This window comes from Streptomyces sp. 3N207, from assembly GCF_052246355.1.
Lineage (GTDB): Bacteria > Actinomycetota > Actinomycetes > Streptomycetales > Streptomycetaceae > Streptomyces.
In genome coordinates this window covers 45,456-64,939 of record NZ_JBQQBV010000013.1, presented here as the reverse complement: position 1 = coordinate 64,939, position 19,484 = coordinate 45,456, and the positions used below count along the sequence as shown (strand labels likewise).

The following is a 19,484-nucleotide window of genomic DNA, read 5'->3' as shown; positions in this document are numbered from 1 at the left end:
GCACATCCGAGGGAAGCGAGGAGGATGGACAGCAAAGCTGATGGCGGCTCCAACCCCCGTACCCGGTCCGGCGGTCCCCGGCCTGAGCAGTCGCCCAAGCACCAGCTGTCGATAACCTGACCGAGTGATGACCGACCTGATCCTCCTGTCGCGCGTGGCCTACCGCGGCCGGGAGATCACCGCGCCCCGGCTGCGCGGGCTGCTCGCGCTGCTCGCAGGCGAGCTGCGTTCCGGTTGCAGCACCGCGCGGCTGGTGGACGGGCTGTGGCAGGGCGAGCTGCCGGCCAACCCGGCCAACGCGCTGCGGATCCTGGTGTCCCGGGCCCGCTCGCAGCTCGGGGCCGACGTCGTCGTCAGCACCCCGACGGGCTACCGGCTGGCGCTGGGTGAGGAGCAGGTCGACAGTTCGGCGGTGGTGCGGTGTGCCGAGGCGAGCACCCGGCACGCCCGGGCGGGGGATCATGCTGCCGCCCTGGCGAGTGCGGAGGAGGGCCTCGCCTTCTGGGATGCGGTCCCGGACGCCGACGCCGCGCCGGGCGACCCGGTGGCGGAGCTGCGGGCCGAGCGGGCGCCGCTCCACGGCTCCCTCGTACGCTCCCGTGCGCTCGCCCTCGCGCGGCTGGGGCGACGGGGCGAGGCCATGGCGCCGCTGACCGAGGTCTTCGCCGGGGCCCCGCGCGACGAGGAAGTACTGGCCGAGTTGCTGCGCGCCGAGGCGGCAACGGCCGGGCCATCGACGGCGCTTGCCCGCTACGACGCGTACCGGCGCGAGCTGCGCGACGACCTCGGCACCGACCCGGGCGCCGGGCTCAAGGCCGTACATCAGGAGCTGCTGCACGACGAGGCGCCCGAGGTCCGGTACGGGGTGTCGCACGATCCGAATCCGCTGCTGGGGCGGGATGAGGATCTCGCGGCGGTGGCGGGGCTGCTGCACTCCTCGCGGTTGGTCTCGATCGTCGGCCCCGGCGGTCTTGGCAAGACGCGGCTCGCGCACGCCGTCAGCCGACAGGCGGGGCAGCGAGTGGTGCACTTCATCTCGCTGGCCGGAGTCCGTACGGACGAGGACGTGGCCGGCGAGGTGGCGTCGGCGCTCGGCGGCGGGGAGGCGCCACGCGGTGGCGTCGGGGCGTACGGCGGCGGCGCGGATGTGCCCGCCGGGATCGTCGCCTCCCTCGGCGCAGGAGCTGCGCTGCTGGTGCTGGACAACTGCGAGCAGGTCGTCCGGGGCGCCGCCGACCTGGTGCGGGAGCTGGTGGCGCTGTCCAAGGACCTGCGGGTGCTGGTCACCAGCAGGGCGCCGCTGGGGCTGAGCTCGGAAGCGGTGTACCAGCTGCCGCAGTTGAGCCTGGCCACCTCGATCGAGCTGTTCGAGCAGCGGGCCCGGGCCGCGCGCCACCGTGTCGAGTTGCCGCGCGACGCGGTGGCGGAGCTGTGCCGGCAGCTGGACGGGCTGCCGCTCGCTGTGGAGTTGGCGGCGGCGCGGGTGCGGGTGTTGTCGGTACCGGAGATCGCCCGCCGTCTCGGCGACCGGTTCGCGCTGCTGCGCGGCGGGACCCGGGACGCGCCCGAGCGGCACCGCACCCTGCACGCGGTCGTGGAATGGAGCTGGAATCTGCTGGAGGAAGACGCTCGGGCGGCGCTGCGGGCGCTGTCGGTCTTCCCGGGCGGCTTCACCGAGGAGGCGGCGGAGCACCTGCTGGGTGACGGCGGCGACGCGCTGTTCCTGCTGGAGCAGCTGGCGGATCAGTCGCTGCTGAAGGTCGCCGACACCGCGGCCGGGATCCGCTTCCATATGCTGGAGACGGTACGGGAGTTCAGCGCCGCCCGGCGGGCTGCGGCCGGCGAGGAGGAGGCGGTCGTCGACCGGTTCCTGGGCTGGGCACGGGACTTCGGGCTGGCCAACCACGACGCGTTGTTCGGCCGTGAGCCGCTGCGGCACTGGGCGCGGCTGCGCGCGGAGCAGGACAATCTCGTGCTCGCCCTGCGGTTCGCCCTCGCCCGCGAGGACCACGCCACGACCGCGGCGGCCGGCGCGGTGCTGGCCGGCGTCTGGACCACCGACTCGGCCAGCTTCCACCGGGTCTTCACCCTGGCCGCCGACACCGCGGCGCCGCTGTCGCACTACCGCCCCGACGCCCGGCACACCGAGGTCACCCGCGCCCTCTGTGCCGCCTGCATCGTCGCCCCGTTCGTGGGGTACGGCTCGCCCCGGCTGCGCCATCTCGTCACCCTGCGCCGGCTGCCGCCCGCGGAGCCGGACACGCTGCTGCGGGCGCTCGCCGTCGTGCTGTGCGCCGTTCCGGACATGCGCCCGCCCGGCTACGAGGCGCTGCAGGAACTGTGCGCGAGCGACGCGCCCTTGCTGGCGGGCGTCGCCGAGTGCGTGGCCAGCTACCTCTGGGAGCACGAGCAGGAGCCGGAGCGTGCGCTGTCCTCCGCCCGCCGGATGCTCGCCATGGTCGACGCCGTGCCCAACCCGTCGCTCAGGCTGCTCGGCCACTCCCGCAACAGCGAGCTGTGCGCGGACGCCGGTCTCGGCGAGGAGGCGTACCGGCATCTGCTGGCGGCGCTGGACGCTTTGGAGCACCTGAGCGACCAGTCGCCCACGACGGGCCTGCGCCGGGGGCTGGCACTGGCCTGCCTGCAGCGCGGCGAACCGGACGAGGCCGAGGAGTGGCTGCGTCGGGTGGAGCAGAGCCAGTTGGCGGAGCAGATCTCGGCCTTCACGACCGACCTGGCCGCATCGGCCGAGATCGCGCTGGCCCGCGGGCTGACCGAGCTGGGCCTCAAGCGGTGGCGGACGGCCGTGGAGCGGGTACGCGCGAGCGACTCGCCGCCCGCCGACCCCACCATGGTTGCGTGGGCCCGGGCGATCGAAGCCTACGCGGTGGCGGCGCACGCGTACGCGGGGCGGCTGGAGCCGGTCGCCGGGCTGGTGGCCGAGTTGGAGGGCCGGCTGCGTACGCTGCTCGCCGACGACTCCCGCCCGCCCGGGGAGATCCCGGTGTCCGGCACCGACGTGCTGGCCCTCGGCCTGGTCCGGCTCGCCGCGGGCGACGACGTGTCGGCGGTGCGGCTGCTGGCGCTGGCGGAGCGGATGCATGTGCCGCAGACGTTCCCCACGATGTCCGCCGACCGTGCCCGGCGGGCCGCCGAGGAGGCCGACGGGGCGGCGTACGCCGACGCGGTGTCGGAGTACGCCGCCCTGGGGCGGGACGAGCTGCGGGAGGCGGCCCGCGTGCTCATGTCGGCTACTTCGGGTCGCGGTTGAACGACGCCTTGGACCAGCGGTAGCCGAGCACGGTCAGGCCCAGGCACCAGGCGATCGCCAGCCACCCGTTGTGGCCGATCTCGGTGCCGAGCAGCAGGCCACGCAGGGTCTCGATGGCCGGGGTGAACGGCTGGTACTCGGCGATCGGCTGGAACCAGCCCGGCATCGCGTCGATGGGGACGAAGGTGCTGGAGATGAGCGGCAGGAAGATCAGCGGCATCGCGGTGTTGCTGGCCGCCTCGGCGTTCGGGCTGACCAGGCCCATCCCGACCGCGATCCAGGTGAGCGCCAGGGAGAACAGCACGAGCAGCCCGAACGCGGCGATCCACTCCAGGGCGGTGGCATCCGTGGAGCGGAAGCCGATGGCCACTGCGATGGCCCCGACGAACACCACACTCAGCACGCACTGCAGCACACTGCCGACGACGTGCCCGATGAGCACGGAACCGCGGTGGATCGCCATGGTGCGGAAGCGGGCGATGATGCCCTCGCTCATATCCATGGCCACGGACACCGCGGCGCCGATCGTGGTGCTGCCGATGGTCATCAGCAACAGGCCCGGCACGAGGTAGGCGATGTACTCGGAGCGGTCCGCGCCGCCGCCCCCGATGCCGGCGCTCATGGTGTCGCCGAAGATGTAGACGAACAACAACAGCAGCATGACCGGCGTGAGCAGCAGGTTCAGCGTCCCGGACGGGTAGCGCCGCGCGCGCAGCAGGTTCCGCTGCAGCATCGTGGACGAGTCGCGCACGGCGAGGGAGATCCGGGTCGGGCGGGCTGGAGCCAGGGGGGAGCTCATCGAACGTTCTCCTTGGGCTGGTTGGGCTGGTTGGGCTGCTTCGGGACGTTGGAGCCGGTCAGGGCGAAGAACACGTCGTCGAGGTCGGGCGTGTGCACGGTCAGCTCGTCCGCCTCGATGCCGACCGAGTCCAGCCAGTCGAGGATGGAGCGCAGTTCGCGCTGGCTGCCGCCGCTGGGGATCTGCAATGTGAGGGACTCGTCGATGGGGGCACCCCCTGCTCGAGCGGAGCCGAGAGCTTGGGGGATGGTGACCTCGCGCAGCGCGGGGGCGGCGTTCTGGTAGGCGGCCGGGTCGGAGAAGCGGAGCCGGACGTGCCCGCCCGGGATGAGGCGTTTCAACTCATCGGCGGTGCCCTCGGCGGCGATCTTGCCGTCGTGGAGCACAGCGATGCGGTCGGCGAGCTCGTCGGCCTCCTCCAGATACTGCGTGGTGAGGAAGACCGTGGTGCCGTCGGAGACGAGCTCGCGGATGATCTGCCACGTGTTGTGGCGGGAGCGCGGGTCGAGGCCGGTGGTGGGCTCGTCGAGGAAGATGATCCGCGGGTTGCCGACCAGGGTCATGGCGAGGTCGAGACGGCGCTTCATACCGCCGGAGTAGCTCTGGGCGGGCTTCTTCGCGGCCTCCACCAGGTCGAAGCGCTCCAGCAGTTCGGCGGCGACCCGCCGTCCCTCGCGCTTGGACAGGTGGTGCAGGTCCGCCATGAGGAGCATGTTCTCCTCGCCGGTGATCAGCCCGTCGACGGCGGAGAACTGCCCGGTGACGCCGATCGCGGCGCGTACCGCCTGCGGGTCTGCGGCCAGGTCGTGGCTGCCGACGCGGATGTTGCCGGCGTCGGCGGTGATGAGAGTGGAGAGGATCTTGACGGCGGTGGTCTTGCCGGCGCCGTTCGGGCCGAGCAGGGAGAAGATCGTGCCCGCGGGCACGTGCAGGTCGATGCCGTCGAGAACCAGCTTGTCCCCGAAGGACTTCCGCAGCCCCGTGGCTGCGATGGCGGATGCGCGGGTCGTTGTCGTCATGGCCCGGAGTCTGCGGGGCGCCGCGCTCAACGCCCTTTCAGCGCGGTTTCGTCAGCCGCCGCCAACCGGCAGCACGGTGAAATGGGCTGGTCAGCGCGTCTTCTACGTCAGATGAGGTCTCGCTGAACAGCTCGGCCGGGGCTCCGCAGCGCACCGGCGGCCTCGGAATCGTCGGCAGAGCGGCGTGCCGACACCGGGTCGCCGGCCTGTATCACTGGGTGGAGACCTTGTGGACGGTGGTGTCGTCGGGGTTCAGCCGTCGCCCGTCCGCAGACAGCACTTCCAGTGCGCGGAGGTGCTGTCCCTGCCGGCGGTCGACCAACTGTGAGTGTGGTTCGCCGGGGGCGAAGAAGTTCTGTTCGCCCCACTGCCGCAGTGCCACGATGACGGGGAAGAGCGCCTTGCCCTTCGGAGTCAGTACGTACTCGCGGTAGGCGCTGCCGTCCGAGGCGGGGACGGATTCGAGGACACCGCCGGCGACCAGGGTGCGCAGACGCGCGGTGAGGATGTTCTTCGCGACTCCGAGGCTGCGCTGGAACTCCCCGAAGCGCCGGCTTCCGTCGAAGGCGTCCCGCACGATCAGCAGGGACCACCAGTCGCCGATCGCGTCCACCGACCGGGCGACGGGACATTCGCTGTCGTCGAAACGCGTCCTGGTCACCATGGCGTCACGTCCCTCACTCTCACATCGGTTGCAACATGCTACCAAAAAGGCCTACCGTCGCCGTCGCCATTGGTAGCAAGATGAAACCAGATACCCGGAGGAGTGCCGATGCCCGGCAACGGTGAGGCTGTGACACCACGGACCGAGGCCCCAAGCGGGGAAGGTTCCGCATTCGCCCTGTCCCGCGGCGTCGTCATACTGTTCGCCGTCGCCTGTGGGGCCGCGGTGGCCAACGTCTACTTCTCCCAGCCGCTCCTGGTGACCATGGGCCACGACCTCGACATGAGCCCGGCACTTGTCGGCAGCGTGGTCACCCTCACGCATGTCGGATACGGGCTGGGACTCTTCCTCCTCGTGCCGCTGGGCGACGTGGCCGACCGCAGACGGCTCATCGTGGCCCAGCTGCTGCTCCTGATGGTGGCGTTGGCCGTGGTAGCCGCCGCCGGCACGGCGGCGATCCTGCTCGCGGGCATGGCCGCGACAGGGCTTCTCGCGGTCGTCACGCAGACGCTGGTGGCCTTCGCGGCATCACTGGCCCCTCCCGCCGGGCGCGGACGGGTCGTCGGTCTGGTCACCAGCGGCGTGGTCATCGGAATCCTGCTCGCCCGCACCGCATCCGGCCTCATGGCCGATCTCGCGGGCTGGCGCTCCGTCTACCTCGCCTCGGCGTCGCTCACCGCACTGCTCGCCCTGGTCCTGTACCGGGTGCTGCCGCGCCACACTGCCGCTTCGCCGACAACCCTGCGCTATGGACAGCTCCTTCGCTCCACGGTCACCCTGTTCGCACGGGAACGACTGCTACGGCTCCGGGCCCTGTTCGGTCTGCTGATCTTCGCCGCCTTCAGCACCCTGTGGAGCAGCGTCGCGCTGCCGCTCAGCGAGGCCCCGTACTTCCTGCCCCACAGCGCGATCGGGGCACTGGGGCTGATCGGTGTCGCCGGTGCCCTGGCCGCGACCGTTGCGGGCCGCCTGAACGACCGCGGACTCTCCCGGCGGACCACCGGCATCGCCCTGGCACTCCTCGCCGCCTCGTGGTTGCCCTTGGCCTTCACCCGCAACTCGCTCTGGGCCCTGGTCGTCGGGGTGCTCCTTCTCGACCTCGCCGTGCAGGCGGTCCATGTCACCAACCAGACCCTGATCTACACGCTGCGCCCGGACGCGGGCAGCCGGCTGATCGGCGGATACATGGTCTTCTACTCGATCGGCAGCGCCACCGGCGCCATCGCCGCGACCTCCCTCTACACGGTGGCCGGCTGGGGCGCCGTATGTGCACTTGGTGCCGCCTTCAGCTGCCTCGGGCTCGCACTGTGGGCGTTCACTCGACACAGCACCCCGGACCCCACCGCCAAGATGGCCTCCGGCTGCGAAGGCTGGGCGTTCTCGCCGAACGTTGAATGACGGGCACGCCGTAGGTCAGAGGACTGCAGCCCGTCAGGGAATGGGCCCGGAGCGCCGGCATCGACGATGGCAATCAAGGGCTGACGAACGAACGTGCCCACCCACCGATCACCGGTCGAGCTCCTCCTTGGCCCGCTCCGGCAGCCGCAGATACACCAGCGCCGACAGCAGGCACAGCACGGACACGTACCACGGGAAGGCGTCCGGCACCTTCAGCTCCTTGAGGAGGGTGCCGACGTAGGGTGCGGTGCCGCCGAAGAGGGCCACGGCCAGCGAGTAGGGGAAGCCGATGCCCGCGGCACGCACCCGGGCCGGGAAGACCTCGGCGTTCACCGCCGCCGCGATCGACGTGTAGCCCGTGAGCAGCACCATGCCGGCGCACTGCACCAGCAGCAGCGAGACGTAGGAGTCGCTGACCGCGTGCAGCAGCGGTACGCACAACACGGCGAACCCGATCGCGAAGGCCAGCAGCAGCGGTTTGCGGCCCACCCGGTCGGACAGCAGCCCACCCAGCGGCTGGAGCAGCATGAAGAACACCAGCGAGATTGTGCCGACAACGAGCGCATCCCCCTTGGCGAGACCGGCGTTGACCTGTGCGTAGGTCGGCAGGTACGAGGTCCAGACGTAGTAGGCGATCGTCCCGCCGGCGGTGATTCCGACGATCAGCAGGGACTCGCGGGGATGGCTGCGCAGCGCGTCGAAGAGCCCGGGACGCGGTCCGTCCGCGTGCTTCTCGCTCCGCGTCTCCTGCGCCCCGCGCCGCACCCAGAAACCGACCAGACTCAACAGCGCTCCCACCACGAACGGGGCCCGCCAGCCCCACTGGTGCATCTGTCCGTCGTCCAGCGTGGAGACGAACAGCGCGGCGACACCGGAGGCGGCCAGCTGGCCCGCTGTGGTCGATACGTATTGGAAGCTGGAGAACAGCCCGCGCCGGCCCGGGCCAGCCGACTCCACCAGGAAGGTCGTCGAGGCGGCGAACTCCCCGCCCACGGAGAGCCCTTGCACGAGCCGGGCAATCACCAGCACCACCGGTCCGAACACTCCGGCGAGCGCGTAGGTCGGGGTGACCGCCACCAGCAGGCTGCTGCCGCCCATGAGCAGAATCGTCAGCGTCAGCGCAGCCCGTCGCCCGGCCCGGTCGGCGACAGCCCCCAACAGCAGCCCGCCCACCGGCCGCATGAAGAAGCCGACGGCGAAGACAGCGAAGGTGGACAGCAGCGGAACCAGCGAATTGCCCGTCCCCTTGGGGAAGATCTCGTCCGCGATGTAGGTGGCGAGGAACGAGTACGCGAACCAGTCGTACCACTCGACGCCGTTCCCGATGGAGGCTGCCACCAACTGCCGGCCCGACCGCCGGGACGGACGGTCGCCCTCCCCGTCCGGCCGACCCTGCTTCGGCCCTTGGGCCGTCCCCCGCGACCACTCCTTCGACTGCGTCATCGATCGGTTTCCTCTCCGGTGCGTTTGCTGATCGCACCGGGTAACCCGACTCCGCCGCACCTCCATTCCTGCACACCGGCACCGTCCCGGCATGCGGACGCGGCGCCACCGCGTGACCGCCCCTGGGGAAGGCCGCAGTCGGGTCAGGGCCTTTCTCCCCGATCACGAGAGCTGGACCCGGCTGGGGCTGTCCGTTTCCAGCCGTGCTCAACCGACCGGCGGCAGCGGCCGGGTTCGTCGCCTGCGCTGGTGAACAGCGCGGTCAGCATGGGCACGCCGTGGACGAGTGCCTGGTGGGGCAGGGGGCCTGTGGCGACGAGTGAGGCGAGTCCGTGTCCGATGGTCCAGCTCTGGGTCGCCAGTTCCAGCGGGTCGACCTCGCCGCGGAACCGGCCGCTCGTCTTGGCCCGTTCGATGGCGCGGACGAGGCAGTGCAGGGTTTCATCCGCGGCGTCGGTGTCTTCGAGGTCGAAGCCCGCGTCGAACATGACGCGGTAGAGATCGGGGCTCTCCAAGGCATTGGACAGGTAGGCGGCCCCCAGGGCTGCGAGGTCTCGCACCGGGTCCTCGGACAACTCGACGGCCGTGAGTTTGGCGGTCAGGCGGATGAAGCCTTCCTGTCGCAGTGCGTTCCACAGGCCGTCCATGCCGCCGAAGTAGGTGTAGACGGCCATCGTTGACACGCCGGTTCCGGCGACCAGGGTGCGAAGCGTGACCGGTTGCCTCGTCCGCAGCAGCTGAGCCGCTCGTTCGAGCAGCAGGGAGCGGACCGCTGGATCTTTCGTCCTCGCCATGGCTCCACACAATACATAGCACCGCTATGCTTACGTCGCTGGAATGCTGATCTTGCTGCCTGACGCCAAGAGGAAGACACCCTCATGCCTGTGACGCTGATCAACCCCGAGGGGCTGCCGAAGCCCGAGGTCTACCGGCAACTGTCGGTCGCCACCGGATCGAAGCTGGTGTTCCTTGCCGGGCAGGTCGCCCGCGACGCCGACGGCCGGCCCGTCGGCGAAGGGGACTTCGCTGCACAGGTCGAGCAGTGCTATCTCAATGTCGCCACCGCACTGGCCGGGATCGGCAGCTCCTTCGATGACGTGGCGAAACTGACCGTCTACGTCGTCGACTGGAGTCCCGAAAAGATGCCGCTGCTGGGTGAGGGGGTCGGCCGTGCGGCGGCGAAGCTTGGCATCGACCCGGTCAAGCCGATCACTCTGCTGGGCGTTGCGGCACTGGGGGAACCGGACCTCCTGGTCGAGGTCGAAGCCACCGCGGTCATCGCATAGCCGTATCTCCCCGGCCGGGGGCGCTGGCTGTGCTGGGCCTGCTCAGCAGGTAGACCTCGCCGATGACGAGTGGGCGGTGCCGGAGCCGTTGCGGGTGAAGACGCCTTCCTGCCGCCGCACCGGTGCCGTCGCAGTCGCCGGTGTTCACGTCGAGGGTGCACCCGTCACATCGACGCCGAGGACTGGCTGTGTGCCGCCGGCGGATTCCGCCTGGCCTTCGTCGGCCGTGGTCAGGGAGGTCAGAGCGAGGACGGCGACGTGCAGTTGGGTGCGCTGGACGCCGGATTCGAGGTTGCAGCCGAGGATGCGTTCGATGGTGTTCAGGCGGTGGTAGAAGGCTTGCCGTGACACGTTGAGCTGTTTCGCGGCGATCGACTTGTTGCCCGCGGCGGCGAGGTAGTGGCGCAGTGTGGTCAGCAGGTCGCCGCCGTGGAGCTCGTCGTGGCGGAGGAGCCGGCCCAACTGACGCTCGACGTACTTCTGCATGCGGACGTCGTCGCGCAGGGCGTGCAGCAGCTCAGGCAGTCCGATGTCCGACGGCACGTGGTACGGCCGCTGGGGGGTTGCGGGGCCGATGGCGTCGGCGACTTCCTCCGCTTCCCGGAACGACCGTGCCACCTGGTCGAGTTCGCTCACTCCGGGGCCGACCGCGACGACGGCTTCCGCACCGAGAATCTCCCCGGTGAGCCGCCCCACGCGGTCCACGGCAGGCTGCCATGCGCTGGATCGGGCGAGAGCGAGGAGGACACCGGTGCGGTCGGCCGAGATGCGGCCCACCAGCGCGCGGATACCGGCGCTGCGCAGCTGTTCGGCGAGCGGGTCGTCAAGGACGGCCTCGTCGGCCGCGCCATGCCGGTGCCCGATGACGACGGCGATGAGGCGGTGGCTGACCGTCGGCATACCGAGGGCCTCTATGCGGATGCGGGCTTCGGTGTGGCTGGAGTAGTTCCAGCGCACCAGGTCCAGCAGCGCCGAGGCGTGGGCGTCGCGGTCCCACCGGGTGTGTCCGGTCAGTCTCGCCAGGGTCAGCGCTGTGGCAGCGCGCCGGAGGATCATCGTGTGCTCGGGGCCTCTCGCGGGCCCGGACGCGTCGGGGAGGGCCACCAGCCGCCCCCAACGCTGCCCGTTGTGTTCGACCGGGGCCACCAGCCAGTCTTCCGGTCCGCTGATCGCCGCATGGTCCGGGGTCGGCGTCGCACGCGACCGGCGCGGCCACGCTTCGAGAACCTGCCCCGGCGAGCCACCAGCCGTGCAGGAGATGACGGCGTGGTGCAGCAAGCTCTCCAGGACCACGGGATGGCCCAGCAGGTCGGCCGCGGTACGTACGAGTTCCTCGGGCGCCGCGCTGCGCAGCGTCAAGCCGGTGAAGACCTCGTGCACCTGCTGGGATTTCCGCAGCAGTTCTCCCTGTGCGTCCAAGATCAACGCGTGGACGGTCTGGGTCACCTCGATGAACCGGATACCGCGGGAGAGCACGATCAGGGGCAGGTCGCGTGCGCGGCAGGCGGCGACCAGATCGGAGGGCACCTGCTGGTACCGGCGGCCCAGCTCGACGACGAGCCCGGCCGCGCCGACATCGGCCAGCTGGTCGACGTAACCGCGCAGCCGGGTCGGGTCGTTCGGCTGCGGCATAAGGGTGGTCAGGACCAGCTCGCCGCCTTCGAGGAACGAGGCCGGATCGAGCAGCTCGGTGACGTGCACCCAGCGGACCGGGCCGGCCAGCTGCTCCTCTCCGGCCAGGACCCGCGGCAGTCCCGCGACGATGACCGGAAGTCGCAGGACATCACCAACCGTGAGCAAAGACATCTCGACGGGCTCCCCTCAGGATGTCTCATCTTCGCAGGCCGCATGGCGTCGGCGTCCAGATCTCCGGGCGGTCCTCGTCTCCGAGCGGTCCAGGTCTCCGGGAGCCGGCGGCACTCGTCCTCAAGGACGCCTCAAGGACGCCGGGCGATGAGGTCGGCGACGGTCGCGATGGGCGAGGTGCGGGTGCGCCCGCGCGCCTCGTGCCGGTCGGCGAGTCGGTAGGCGAGATACAGGCCACGCACCCCGAGCCAGCGGAACGGCTCCGGCTCCCAACGGCCCGGCTCGTGCCCCGTCCATGGTAGTCGCGTGAGCCTCGTGTCCCTCTTCAGCACCAGGTCGGTCAGGGTGCGCGCGGCGAGATTGGTGGACGTCACACCATGGCCGACGTAGCCGCCCGCCCAGCCGATCCCGCCGGCCCGGTCCAGGCCGACCGTGGCGGACCAGTCGCGGGGCACGGCGAGCACCCCGCACCATGTGTGGTCGACGCGGGCCCCCGCGGCCTGGGGCAGCATCCCCTCCAGCGTCCGTATGAGCTGGGTGACGGTGCGCTCGCTGACCCGCCCGGCGTCATCGGTGCGGGACCCGAAGCGATAGGGGACTCCGCGCCCGCCGATCGCGATCCTGTCGTCCGCCGTGCGCTGGGCGTACATATGGCCGTGGGCAGTGTCGCCGAGCGTCTCCCGGCCGTCCCAGCCGATCTGCTGCCATGTCTGTGCGGTCAGCGGTTCGGTGACGAGCATCGAGCTGTTCATCGGCAGCCAGGCACGCCGCAGGCCCTTGAGGGAGGCGGTGAATCCTTCGGTGGCGCGGAGGACGACGGGCGCGCTGACGGTTCCGTGTGCGGTGCGCGCGCGTCCCGGCTCGATGACGCTGACCGGGGACTTCTCGTAGACCGTGACACCCAGTCGTTCGACGGTGTCGGCGAGGCCCCGCACCAGGGCCGCCGGTTGCAGCCGGGCGCAGTGCGGGGTGAAGGCTGCTGCCGTCATCCCGTCGATGCGGATGCGCTCGGCGGCCTCGTCCGGGCTGAGCAGCACGGAGTCGGTGACTCCCCACTGGTGGTCCTGCTCGACCTTGTGGCGCAGCCGCGTCGCCTGAGCCGGGGTGCGTGCGACGCGCAGGGTGCCGCTCTTGACGATGTCGGCGTCGATGCCCTCGCGGGCGGCGACCGCGATCACCTCGTCCACGGCCTCGTTCATCGCCTTCTGCCAGTCGAGCACCGCGGAACGACCGCGGAGGTCGGCCAGCCGGTCGCGGGCCCCGGGGACGAGTCCGGAGGCCCAGCCTCCGTTGCGGCCGGAAGCGCCGAATCCGGCGAACTCGGCCTCCAGCACGGTGATCCGCAGTGTGGGATCGGCCTGTTTCAGGTAGTACGCGGTCCACAGCCCGGTCAGTCCGGCGCCGATGACGCACACGTCCGCGTCACGGTCGCCGGGCAGTGACGGGCGCGGTTCCGGAACTTCGGCGAACCAGTGGGCGATACGGCCGTTGATCGGCGCCGGAAGATCAGTTCTGGCGGTCATGGTTCCTCTCGCTGGGTGCGCGGGGCTGAAGGGGGCAGACCTGTCAGACCCCGAGCAGGCCGGGCAGTTCCGAGAGGTCCGAGATCTCCTCGTACGGCTGGAAGGCGTCCGAGCCCTGGAAGCCGTACCGGTTCACCCAGATCCGCCGCATGCCCGCATACCGTCTGGTCGGCATGATGTCGTACTCCCAGCCCTGGGCGGCGTGGATGATGTCCTCGGGGCCGCGCCCTGTGGCCTTCATCAGGTACTCGAACGCCTCCGGCAACGGCTTGTAGGCGCCGGCCTGCTCGGCGGTGAGGACGTAGTCGAACTCCACGCCCAGAGCATCGACGGCGTAGGTGATCAGTTCGTCCTCGCTGTTGGAGAGGATCGCGATGTCGTACTCGCTCTTCAGACGGCGCAGTGCTTCGGGCACTTCCCGGAAAGGCTGGAACTTCTTGATGGCCTCGATCAGCGCGTCGCCGTCCTCGTCCTGGTACTCCAGTCCGTGCAGGAGCATGACGGCCTTCAGCGTGCGGCGGACGACCTCACGGTAGGGCCGGTATTCGTCCACGACGCCCTGGAAACGCATGACGTACGCGTCGTGGTGGAACTGTTCGGCGTCGACACCCGCCTCGGCCAGCCGGTCCTTGACGATCTCGTGGGTGGCGCTCTTGGTGTCGAAGTTGATGAGTGTGCGGTAGCAGTCGAACGACACGACCTTGCGCATGGGATATTCCTTTCAGGAATGCAGGAATGCAGGAATGAGGAAAGAAAGTGGCTGAGTGGCTCAGGCGCGGCTGCTGGCTTCCACCAGGCCGAGGTGTTTCGTTTCGGGGGCCATGAAGACCGAGACCAGCAAGCCGATGAGGGTGATCAGCGCGCCGACGGCGAGCGTCCCGCGGACGCCCAGATCGGTGGTGGCCATCGGCAGCAGGAATGTGCTGGACGCCGACCCGACCCGGCTCATCGCGGTGGCGATACCGACGCCGGTGGCCCGCAGATCGGTGGGGAACAGCTCGCTGGGATACACGAACTGCAGTCCGCTGCCGGCAGCCTCGAAGAACTGGAAGGCGGCGAAGAGGGCGACGATCAGAATCGCGAGGTGCGACGGCAGCACGATCAGGGCGACCAGTGAGACGGTGACGCACAGGAAACTGCTGATGAGCAGGGGGCGCCGGCCCATCCAGTTGACCACGAGCAGTCCGATTGCCGTCCCGACGACGGCGATCGTAGTGATCAGCGCGCTGGCGCCGATCGTTCCCGTCACGCCGAAGGATTCGAGCATCTGCGGCTGGAAGGACCGGACGGCGAAGGCCGGTGCGACCTGGCAGATCCAGAACAGTGAACAGAACACTACGGGTACGGCGTAACCGCGCCGGAAGACCTCCAGCAGGTTGCCCAGACCCGAGCCGCCGCGCTGGTCCTGGCCCTCGGACAGCAGCTCCTCCGCGCTGACGTCCCGGCCGAGATGGCGGCGGACGACTTCCCGGGCCTCTTCCACACGTCCGCGGGAGGCCAGCCACCGGGGCGATTCGGGTATCCCGGTCCGCATGAAGAAGAAGATCACGGCCGGAATCGCTCCGGAGGCGAGCATCCAGCGCCACGAGTCGTCGCCGACGTTGAGCAGCGCCCAGCCGACCCAGTAGCTCAGGCCGTAGCCGACCCACCAGGCCACCACAAGACCCGACAAAGCGGGACCACGCATCCGGCGCGGCACCAGCTCCGTCGTCAGAGCCGAGGCGATCGGGTAGTCGGCACCGATGGCGATGCCGATGAGCAGCCTGAGCACCAGCAGCTGCCATGCCTCGGTGACGAAGAACTGCGCGGCGGACAGGACCGCGAACGCCGCGAGGTTCAGCACGTACATCAGGTGGCGCCCCACGCGGTCGGTGATCGGACCGAAGATCGCGCCACCGAGGAAGACACCGACGAGCACGGAAGCGGCGATGAGCCCGCTCCATAGCGTGTCGAGCTTCAGGGCCGGGGTGATCAGGCTGAGCGCGACGCCCATGACGCCGAGCAGATAGCCGTCGCAGAACGGTCCGCCCATGGCGACGGCGACCAACCTGCGGTGAAAGGGAGTGACGGGGGCGTCGTCGAGGCTCGTTGTCGGGGGTCTGCTCGCGTCGCTGGATGTTCCGGGCAGAGGCATGGTCGGACTCCTGGGGAAGTTCCTGGGGAAGGGAGGAGGCGCCGGGCCGGTACTGCGGTGTGTCACGTTCACGGGTGTGCACGGCGTCGTGGGCGGGGAGGGGAGCTGGGTCTGCTCCAGGGGCACCGTCGACCCGTTTTCGGATGGCCCTCACCTTCGTTCAGCCCCAGGCCCCAGTCAACGTCCACTGTGTTCCGCTGCACGTCGGCTGGTGGACACTCTGTCTTCCTGCGCCCTGCGGCCGCTCGGGGCCGCACCCCGGAACAAACCGTCCACAATGCGTGCCCAATGCGAACAGTTCGCTCGTTGCCTCCGGGAAGATGCTGTGGCGAGGCTGGAGGTGTCCCGCCGGTCCGCTCATGTCCGAGGGAGACATGCCGTGCAACCGTTTACTCCAGGTGTCCCACCGCGCACGGTGGCCTTCCCGTGCGGGCCCGACGAATTCCGGGGGTACGACTGTCCCGCCCTCTCTGCCGGAGGAAGGCATGGCTGACCGGTTGATCGTGCTGCACAAGGACCACCTGCCACCGAACCGGGAGCGGTTGGAATGCCTCGCGGAGACCGTGTATGTCACCGAGGGGGAGTTGCCGCTGTTCCTCCCCGGCGCGGACATCCTGCTCGCCTGGTGGCCCCTCTCCCCCGCGGTGGCCGCCTCGTGGCCCGCTGATCCCGCGAAAGCCCCCCGCTGGGTACACGTGGCCGCCGCCGGTGTGGACCCCTACCTCTTCCCCGCACTGACCGGCTCACCGACTGTCCTCACCAACTCACGTGGCGTCTACGACGAGCCCATCGCCGAATACGTACTCGGACTGATCCTGTGCATGGCCAAGGATTTCCCCGGCACGTCGGAACACCAGCGGCGGCGTGAATGGCGCCCTCGCGACAGCGAGCGCATCGGCGGTCGCTCGGTCCTTGTCTGGGGTACCGGAGCCGTCGGCCGCGCCATCGCCCGCCTGTTGCGCGCGGCCGGAATGCGGGTCAGCGGCGCGGGCCGCACCGCGCGCACCGCTGATCCGGATTTCGGGACGGTCCAGGGTCCGACGAGCTTGCGCGCCGCGCTGGGCGAGGCGGACTACGTCGTCCTCGCGGCCCCGTTGACTCCGGCCACGCGAGGCATGGTCGACGCCTCCGTGCTGGCGGCCATGAGACCGGGAGCCCGCCTGGTCAACGTCGGTCGCGGGCCGCTGGTCGACGAACAGGCGCTCACCGACGCGCTGGCCGACGGCAGGCTGGCGGGCGCGGCACTGGACGTCTTCACGCAGGAGCCGCTGCCCGCCGACTCGCCGCTGTGGGACCTGCCCGGGGTCATCGTCTCCCCGCACACGGCAGGAGAAGTGACCGACTGGCGCGGGGACTTGGCGGACCTGTTCCTGGACAACCTCACGCGCTGGATCGACGGCCGTCCCCTTCACAACGTGGTCGACAAGCAACTCGGCTACGTCATGGACGGATCCGCAGACCCGGCAGCCGGTCACTGAACACACCGGCCGTTCAGCGGCGGCCACTGAACCGAGCGCGGGAGGGTGCGGCAGGCCGCGCCGATTCCCTGTGAGAATCCCTTCCGGTTCCTCAAGGAATGCCGTGGGGCCGAGCGTCAGAGGATCGCCACGGGATTGACGGGCGAGCCAGTGCCGCCGGGGATGTTGAGCGGGGCCACAACCATCATGAACTCGTAGCGACCGGCCTCCGCGCAGGCCGCGGCGAGTGTTTCGAGGTCGAGATTGTCGAGCAGCGGCACTCCCATGGCGGCGATGGCAAGGGCGTGCACTGGTGAATGAAGCCCTTCCACCGGAGAGGGCCGCACGTCGCTGTCGCCGTCCGCGCCCAGCAGCGCGATGCCGCGCTCGGCGAACAGCGGCATGGCGTCGATGTGGAAGCCCGCGCTCGCCTCGGAGGGGTCCCACGGGCCGAGTTCCCGGCGGCGCCGGTGGTGACCGGTCCGCAGCAACACCGCGTCGCCCTCGCGGATTTCCGCCTTCAACCGCTCCTCGGCGGCGAGCACCGCCTCGGGATGGACGGCCTGGCCGGGTTCGAGCCAGTCAACGCCCCAGGTGAGTGGCAGATCCAGCAGGACTCCGCGGGTCACGAGTGTGCCGAGCCGGTCCACCGCTCCGAACCGGGCGCCGCCCGCGTCGATGACCTGCCGCGCCGCTCGACCGTCGTAGAGGTTCCCGCGATAGGCGATGTGCGAGAGGGCATCGAGATGACTGACCGCCTTGCCGTGGTAGTCGACGGCGATGAAGTCCTTGTGCGTGGACGGCTCCGGGGCCTCGATGTCGCCCAGGTCGGTCATGTGGTGCAGCGCGGGCTTGGCGTTGTCGGGCCCGGGCACGGTGTTCCACGGCAGGGCCAGGGTCACGGCAGTCCCGGTACGTACCGAAGACGCAGCGTTCCGGGACACATCCGGTGTGACGCGGTTCCACGCGCCACGGTCCGCCTCGCTCCACCGGCCCCAGGTTCGGACCTGGTCGAAAACGCAGTCGAACTCTTCCCGCGCTACCGGGGGCCCGTTGTCCGGGGGCACTCGTGGCGGAGATGAGGGAGTGGGCGAGGAAGGCGCCGGGCTGTTGCGGGTCATCCGAGCTACCGTAAACGCGGGCGGTGTCGGTTCTCGGCACGCTCGCCGATGCGGAAGGCAAGCCGCCGTCGGGGGTCACACTGGGGCGGAAGCCCGCCCCGGAAGCGGAGGGTGACTGCATTGCAGGCCCTTGCGGGAGCCGTTCAGGGCGCTGCGGGAGATGCCAGGCGGGCTGCGACGGCTTCGGCGATGGGCTGACCGGTCTCCAGCTGGATGAAGCCGAACTGCCCGCCCTGGTTGCACTCCAGAAACCACCAGGTGCCGTCCTCGTCGTCCACAGCGAAGTCGAAGGCACCGTAGGCGAGTTGGGTGGCGTGCATGTATGCCTGGACGGCCTCGGCGATGCGAGCCGGAACCTCGTCGGGCTCCCAAGCGCCACCGTCATCGTCGAAACGAATGTCCACCTGCTCGGGACCGGATGACTTCCGGGCGGCGAACATCTCGTCTCCGACACAGGTCAGACGGATGTCCGCCCGCTTGGGCACCCACCGTTGCAGGAGCGTGGGCGCTGCGGCGACCCCCGCGAAGTCCGCGTCCGGGCCGATACGTGTCGTGGGCAGAGCCATCGGCGGGTCGGCAGGGTGCGTGCCGGAGACGGGCTTCACCACAAGATCCCGGTGCTCGGCCGCGAACTCGCGTGCAATCTTCGGATAGGTCGTGATCAGGGTGGGCGGCACGGCGAAGCCGCTGGCGTGGGCGACGCGCAACTGCCACGGCTTGTAACGGGCCTGCGCGGCCGCAACCGGATGATTGACCCAGCGGGCCGCCGTGGAATACAGGGTTCCGTACAGGGCCTGTTGGGACTCGGCCGTGAGCCACGTGGAGCGATCAGCCGCGTGCGCCGCGGGCGTGCCGGGTCTGCGGACCCAGATCGACCGCAGTCCGCTCATGCTCAGCACCCGGCCGCCGAACGACAGATGGCCGTCGAAGTCCCCCTTCACATACTCCGCCGACATGGCCGCCTCACCCGGGAGATCGGCGGGGTCCAGGCGTACGACCGGCACGCCCTGGTCGTTGAGGACAGACACCACCATGTCCGCGGTCACGTCCTCCGGACAGGTCAGGATGAGCACCGTCATGGGCGCGCCCGTCAGTCGTCGAAGTGCGTCTTGGAACCGGCCGTGGAGGTGGTGGTGCCGACCGCCAGCAGCAGGCCCCGGTCGGCGACGGCCGGGCGCCCGTCAGGCAGGACATTCAATTGTCGGGCGGCGTCGTAGCCGTACGGAGCCGCGTTGGGCGGGGGCACGGCCGGCCGGGCGTACTGCAACGCGAACGGTCGCATGACATCTCCTCCTGCTGCACGGAGGGCGACGGCGTCCCCGCACAACCCCCCTTCCGACGCGGCTGCGGTGCCGCGCGTGCTGCTACGGGGCCGACGCTGGTCGAACGCCGACCCCGCACACGTCTGTTGGCACGAGTGCCTTTGGTCAGGACTCCCGTGCGGGTCACTCCGCCCAAGGGGCGGCCATTCGCTCTGTTAGACGGCAAGCGGCCCGGTTCGGTTGCCAGGACACGGAACGGGACCCGCTGTGAGCAGGACCAGTTACATTGCGTCACGCACGG

The 19,484-nt window shown here is 70.1% G+C and carries 16 protein-coding genes; 4 read left to right on the top strand and 12 right to left on the bottom strand.

All coding sequences use genetic code 11. The features are described from left to right. Positions 1–127 precede the first annotated feature (127 nt). Positions 128–3,271, top strand: coding sequence for an ATP-binding protein (locus ACTWP9_RS20910; RefSeq protein ID WP_443247755.1), 3,144 nt, complete (start codon positions 128–130; stop codon positions 3,269–3,271). Here the strand turns inward: ACTWP9_RS20910 and ACTWP9_RS20905 are convergent. From ACTWP9_RS20905 to ACTWP9_RS20895, 3 genes are all read right to left on the bottom strand, one after another. Then, positions 3,252–4,070 carry an ABC transporter permease gene (locus tag ACTWP9_RS20905; RefSeq protein ID WP_443247754.1) on the bottom strand — a complete coding sequence of 273 codons (819 nt, stop codon included), beginning with the start codon at positions 4,068–4,070 and terminating at the stop codon, positions 3,252–3,254. The two genes, ACTWP9_RS20910 and ACTWP9_RS20905, sit on opposite strands and share 20 nt — an antisense overlap. Then, on the bottom strand, positions 4,067–5,089 hold the full coding sequence (locus tag ACTWP9_RS20900) for an ATP-binding cassette domain-containing protein (protein WP_443247753.1): 1,023 nt from the start codon (positions 5,087–5,089) through the stop codon (positions 4,067–4,069). The genes ACTWP9_RS20905 and ACTWP9_RS20900 overlap by 4 nt, the downstream gene beginning before the upstream one ends. 211 nt (positions 5,090–5,300) lie before the next feature. After that, complete coding sequence (locus tag ACTWP9_RS20895) at positions 5,301–5,753, bottom strand: winged helix-turn-helix transcriptional regulator (RefSeq protein ID WP_443247752.1); 453 nt, start codon at positions 5,751–5,753, stop codon at positions 5,301–5,303. A gap of 108 nt (positions 5,754–5,861) precedes the next feature. On the opposite strand from ACTWP9_RS20895, the gene ACTWP9_RS20890 reads away from it, so the two are divergent. Beyond that, complete coding sequence (locus ACTWP9_RS20890; protein WP_443247751.1) at positions 5,862–7,151, top strand: MFS transporter; 1,290 nt, start codon at positions 5,862–5,864, stop codon at positions 7,149–7,151. Positions 7,152–7,259: 108 nt separating this feature from the next. Here the strand turns inward: ACTWP9_RS20890 and ACTWP9_RS20885 are convergent, their stop codons facing one another. Together ACTWP9_RS20885 and ACTWP9_RS20880 are read right to left on the bottom strand one after the other, a co-directional pair. After that, complete coding sequence (locus ACTWP9_RS20885) at positions 7,260–8,594, bottom strand: MFS transporter (protein ID WP_443247750.1); 1,335 nt, start codon at positions 8,592–8,594, stop codon at positions 7,260–7,262. A 143-nt stretch (positions 8,595–8,737) separates the two neighbouring features. After that, the gene (locus tag ACTWP9_RS20880; RefSeq protein ID WP_443247749.1) at positions 8,738–9,388 is read right to left on the bottom strand and encodes a TetR/AcrR family transcriptional regulator; all 651 of its coding nucleotides are present in this window, start codon (positions 9,386–9,388) and stop codon (positions 8,738–8,740) included. Between the two features lie 84 nt (positions 9,389–9,472). Here ACTWP9_RS20880 and ACTWP9_RS20875 point away from each other — a divergent pair, with 84 nt between their 5' ends. After that, positions 9,473–9,880: a RidA family protein gene (locus ACTWP9_RS20875; protein ID WP_443247748.1), complete on the top strand. Its 408-nt coding sequence runs from the start codon at positions 9,473–9,475 to the stop codon at positions 9,878–9,880. A 144-nt stretch (positions 9,881–10,024) separates the two neighbouring features. On the opposite strand, the gene ACTWP9_RS20870 is transcribed toward ACTWP9_RS20875, so the two are convergent. From ACTWP9_RS20870 to ACTWP9_RS20855, 4 genes are all read right to left on the bottom strand, one after another. Then, positions 10,025–11,686: a PucR family transcriptional regulator gene (locus ACTWP9_RS20870; protein ID WP_443247747.1), complete on the bottom strand. Its 1,662-nt coding sequence runs from the start codon at positions 11,684–11,686 to the stop codon at positions 10,025–10,027. A 131-nt stretch (positions 11,687–11,817) separates the two neighbouring features. Then, on the bottom strand, positions 11,818–13,209 hold the full coding sequence (locus tag ACTWP9_RS20865) for an NAD(P)/FAD-dependent oxidoreductase (protein WP_443247746.1): 1,392 nt from the start codon (positions 13,207–13,209) through the stop codon (positions 11,818–11,820). Between the two features lie 43 nt (positions 13,210–13,252). Further along, positions 13,253–13,918, bottom strand: a complete 666-nt coding sequence (locus tag ACTWP9_RS20860; RefSeq protein ID WP_443247745.1) for an HAD-IA family hydrolase — start codon at positions 13,916–13,918, stop codon at positions 13,253–13,255. 60 nt (positions 13,919–13,978) lie between these two features. Then, positions 13,979–15,343, bottom strand: a complete 1,365-nt coding sequence (locus tag ACTWP9_RS20855) for an MFS transporter (RefSeq protein ID WP_443247744.1) — start codon at positions 15,341–15,343, stop codon at positions 13,979–13,981. 485 nt (positions 15,344–15,828) lie between these two features. Between ACTWP9_RS20855 and ACTWP9_RS20850 the strand changes: the two genes are divergently transcribed. Further along, positions 15,829–16,821: a D-2-hydroxyacid dehydrogenase gene (locus ACTWP9_RS20850; RefSeq protein WP_443247743.1), complete on the top strand. Its 993-nt coding sequence runs from the start codon at positions 15,829–15,831 to the stop codon at positions 16,819–16,821. A 116-nt stretch (positions 16,822–16,937) separates the two neighbouring features. On the opposite strand, the gene ACTWP9_RS20845 is transcribed toward ACTWP9_RS20850, so the two are convergent. The 3 genes from ACTWP9_RS20845 to tgmA all read right to left on the bottom strand — a co-directional run bounded on the left by ACTWP9_RS20845 (position 16,938) and on the right by tgmA (position 19,203). Beyond that, positions 16,938–17,921, bottom strand: coding sequence for a cyclase family protein (locus tag ACTWP9_RS20845; protein ID WP_443247742.1), 984 nt, complete (start codon positions 17,919–17,921; stop codon positions 16,938–16,940). Between the two features lie 143 nt (positions 17,922–18,064). Next, positions 18,065–19,000, bottom strand: coding sequence for an ATP-grasp ribosomal peptide maturase (tgmB, locus tag ACTWP9_RS20840; RefSeq protein ID WP_443247741.1), 936 nt, complete (start codon positions 18,998–19,000; stop codon positions 18,065–18,067). An 11-nt stretch (positions 19,001–19,011) separates the two neighbouring features. Then, entirely contained in the window at positions 19,012–19,203 is a 192-nt protein-coding gene (gene tgmA, locus ACTWP9_RS20835; protein WP_443247740.1) for a putative ATP-grasp-modified RiPP, read from the bottom strand. Positions 19,204–19,484: the final 281 nt, after the last annotated feature.

Bases quoted from the DNA above. Each gene is read 5' to 3' on its own strand.
- ACTWP9_RS20910 (WP_443247755.1), top strand. From the start codon at position 128: ATGACCGACCTGATCCTCCTGTCGCGCGTGGCCTACCGCGGCCGGGAG.
- ACTWP9_RS20905 (WP_443247754.1), bottom strand. From the start codon at position 4,070: ATGAGCTCCCCCCTGGCTCCAGCCCGCCCGACCCGGATCTCCCTCGCC.
- ACTWP9_RS20900 (WP_443247753.1), bottom strand. From the start codon at position 5,089: ATGACGACAACGACCCGCGCATCCGCCATCGCAGCCACGGGGCTGCGG.
- ACTWP9_RS20895 (WP_443247752.1), bottom strand. From the start codon at position 5,753: ATGGTGACCAGGACGCGTTTCGACGACAGCGAATGTCCCGTCGCCCGG.
- ACTWP9_RS20890 (WP_443247751.1), top strand. From the start codon at position 5,862: ATGCCCGGCAACGGTGAGGCTGTGACACCACGGACCGAGGCCCCAAGC.
- ACTWP9_RS20885 (WP_443247750.1), bottom strand. From the start codon at position 8,594: ATGACGCAGTCGAAGGAGTGGTCGCGGGGGACGGCCCAAGGGCCGAAG.
- ACTWP9_RS20880 (WP_443247749.1), bottom strand. From the start codon at position 9,388: ATGGCGAGGACGAAAGATCCAGCGGTCCGCTCCCTGCTGCTCGAACGA.
- ACTWP9_RS20875 (WP_443247748.1), top strand. From the start codon at position 9,473: ATGCCTGTGACGCTGATCAACCCCGAGGGGCTGCCGAAGCCCGAGGTC.
- ACTWP9_RS20870 (WP_443247747.1), bottom strand. From the start codon at position 11,686: ATGTCTTTGCTCACGGTTGGTGATGTCCTGCGACTTCCGGTCATCGTC.
- ACTWP9_RS20865 (WP_443247746.1), bottom strand. From the start codon at position 13,209: ATGACCGCCAGAACTGATCTTCCGGCGCCGATCAACGGCCGTATCGCC.
- ACTWP9_RS20860 (WP_443247745.1), bottom strand. From the start codon at position 13,918: ATGCGCAAGGTCGTGTCGTTCGACTGCTACCGCACACTCATCAACTTC.
- ACTWP9_RS20855 (WP_443247744.1), bottom strand. From the start codon at position 15,343: ATGCCTCTGCCCGGAACATCCAGCGACGCGAGCAGACCCCCGACAACG.
- ACTWP9_RS20850 (WP_443247743.1), top strand. From the start codon at position 15,829: ATGGCTGACCGGTTGATCGTGCTGCACAAGGACCACCTGCCACCGAAC.
- ACTWP9_RS20845 (WP_443247742.1), bottom strand. From the start codon at position 17,921: ATGACCCGCAACAGCCCGGCGCCTTCCTCGCCCACTCCCTCATCTCCG.
- tgmB (WP_443247741.1), bottom strand. From the start codon at position 19,000: ATGACGGTGCTCATCCTGACCTGTCCGGAGGACGTGACCGCGGACATG.
- tgmA (WP_443247740.1), bottom strand. From the start codon at position 19,203: ATGCGACCGTTCGCGTTGCAGTACGCCCGGCCGGCCGTGCCCCCGCCC.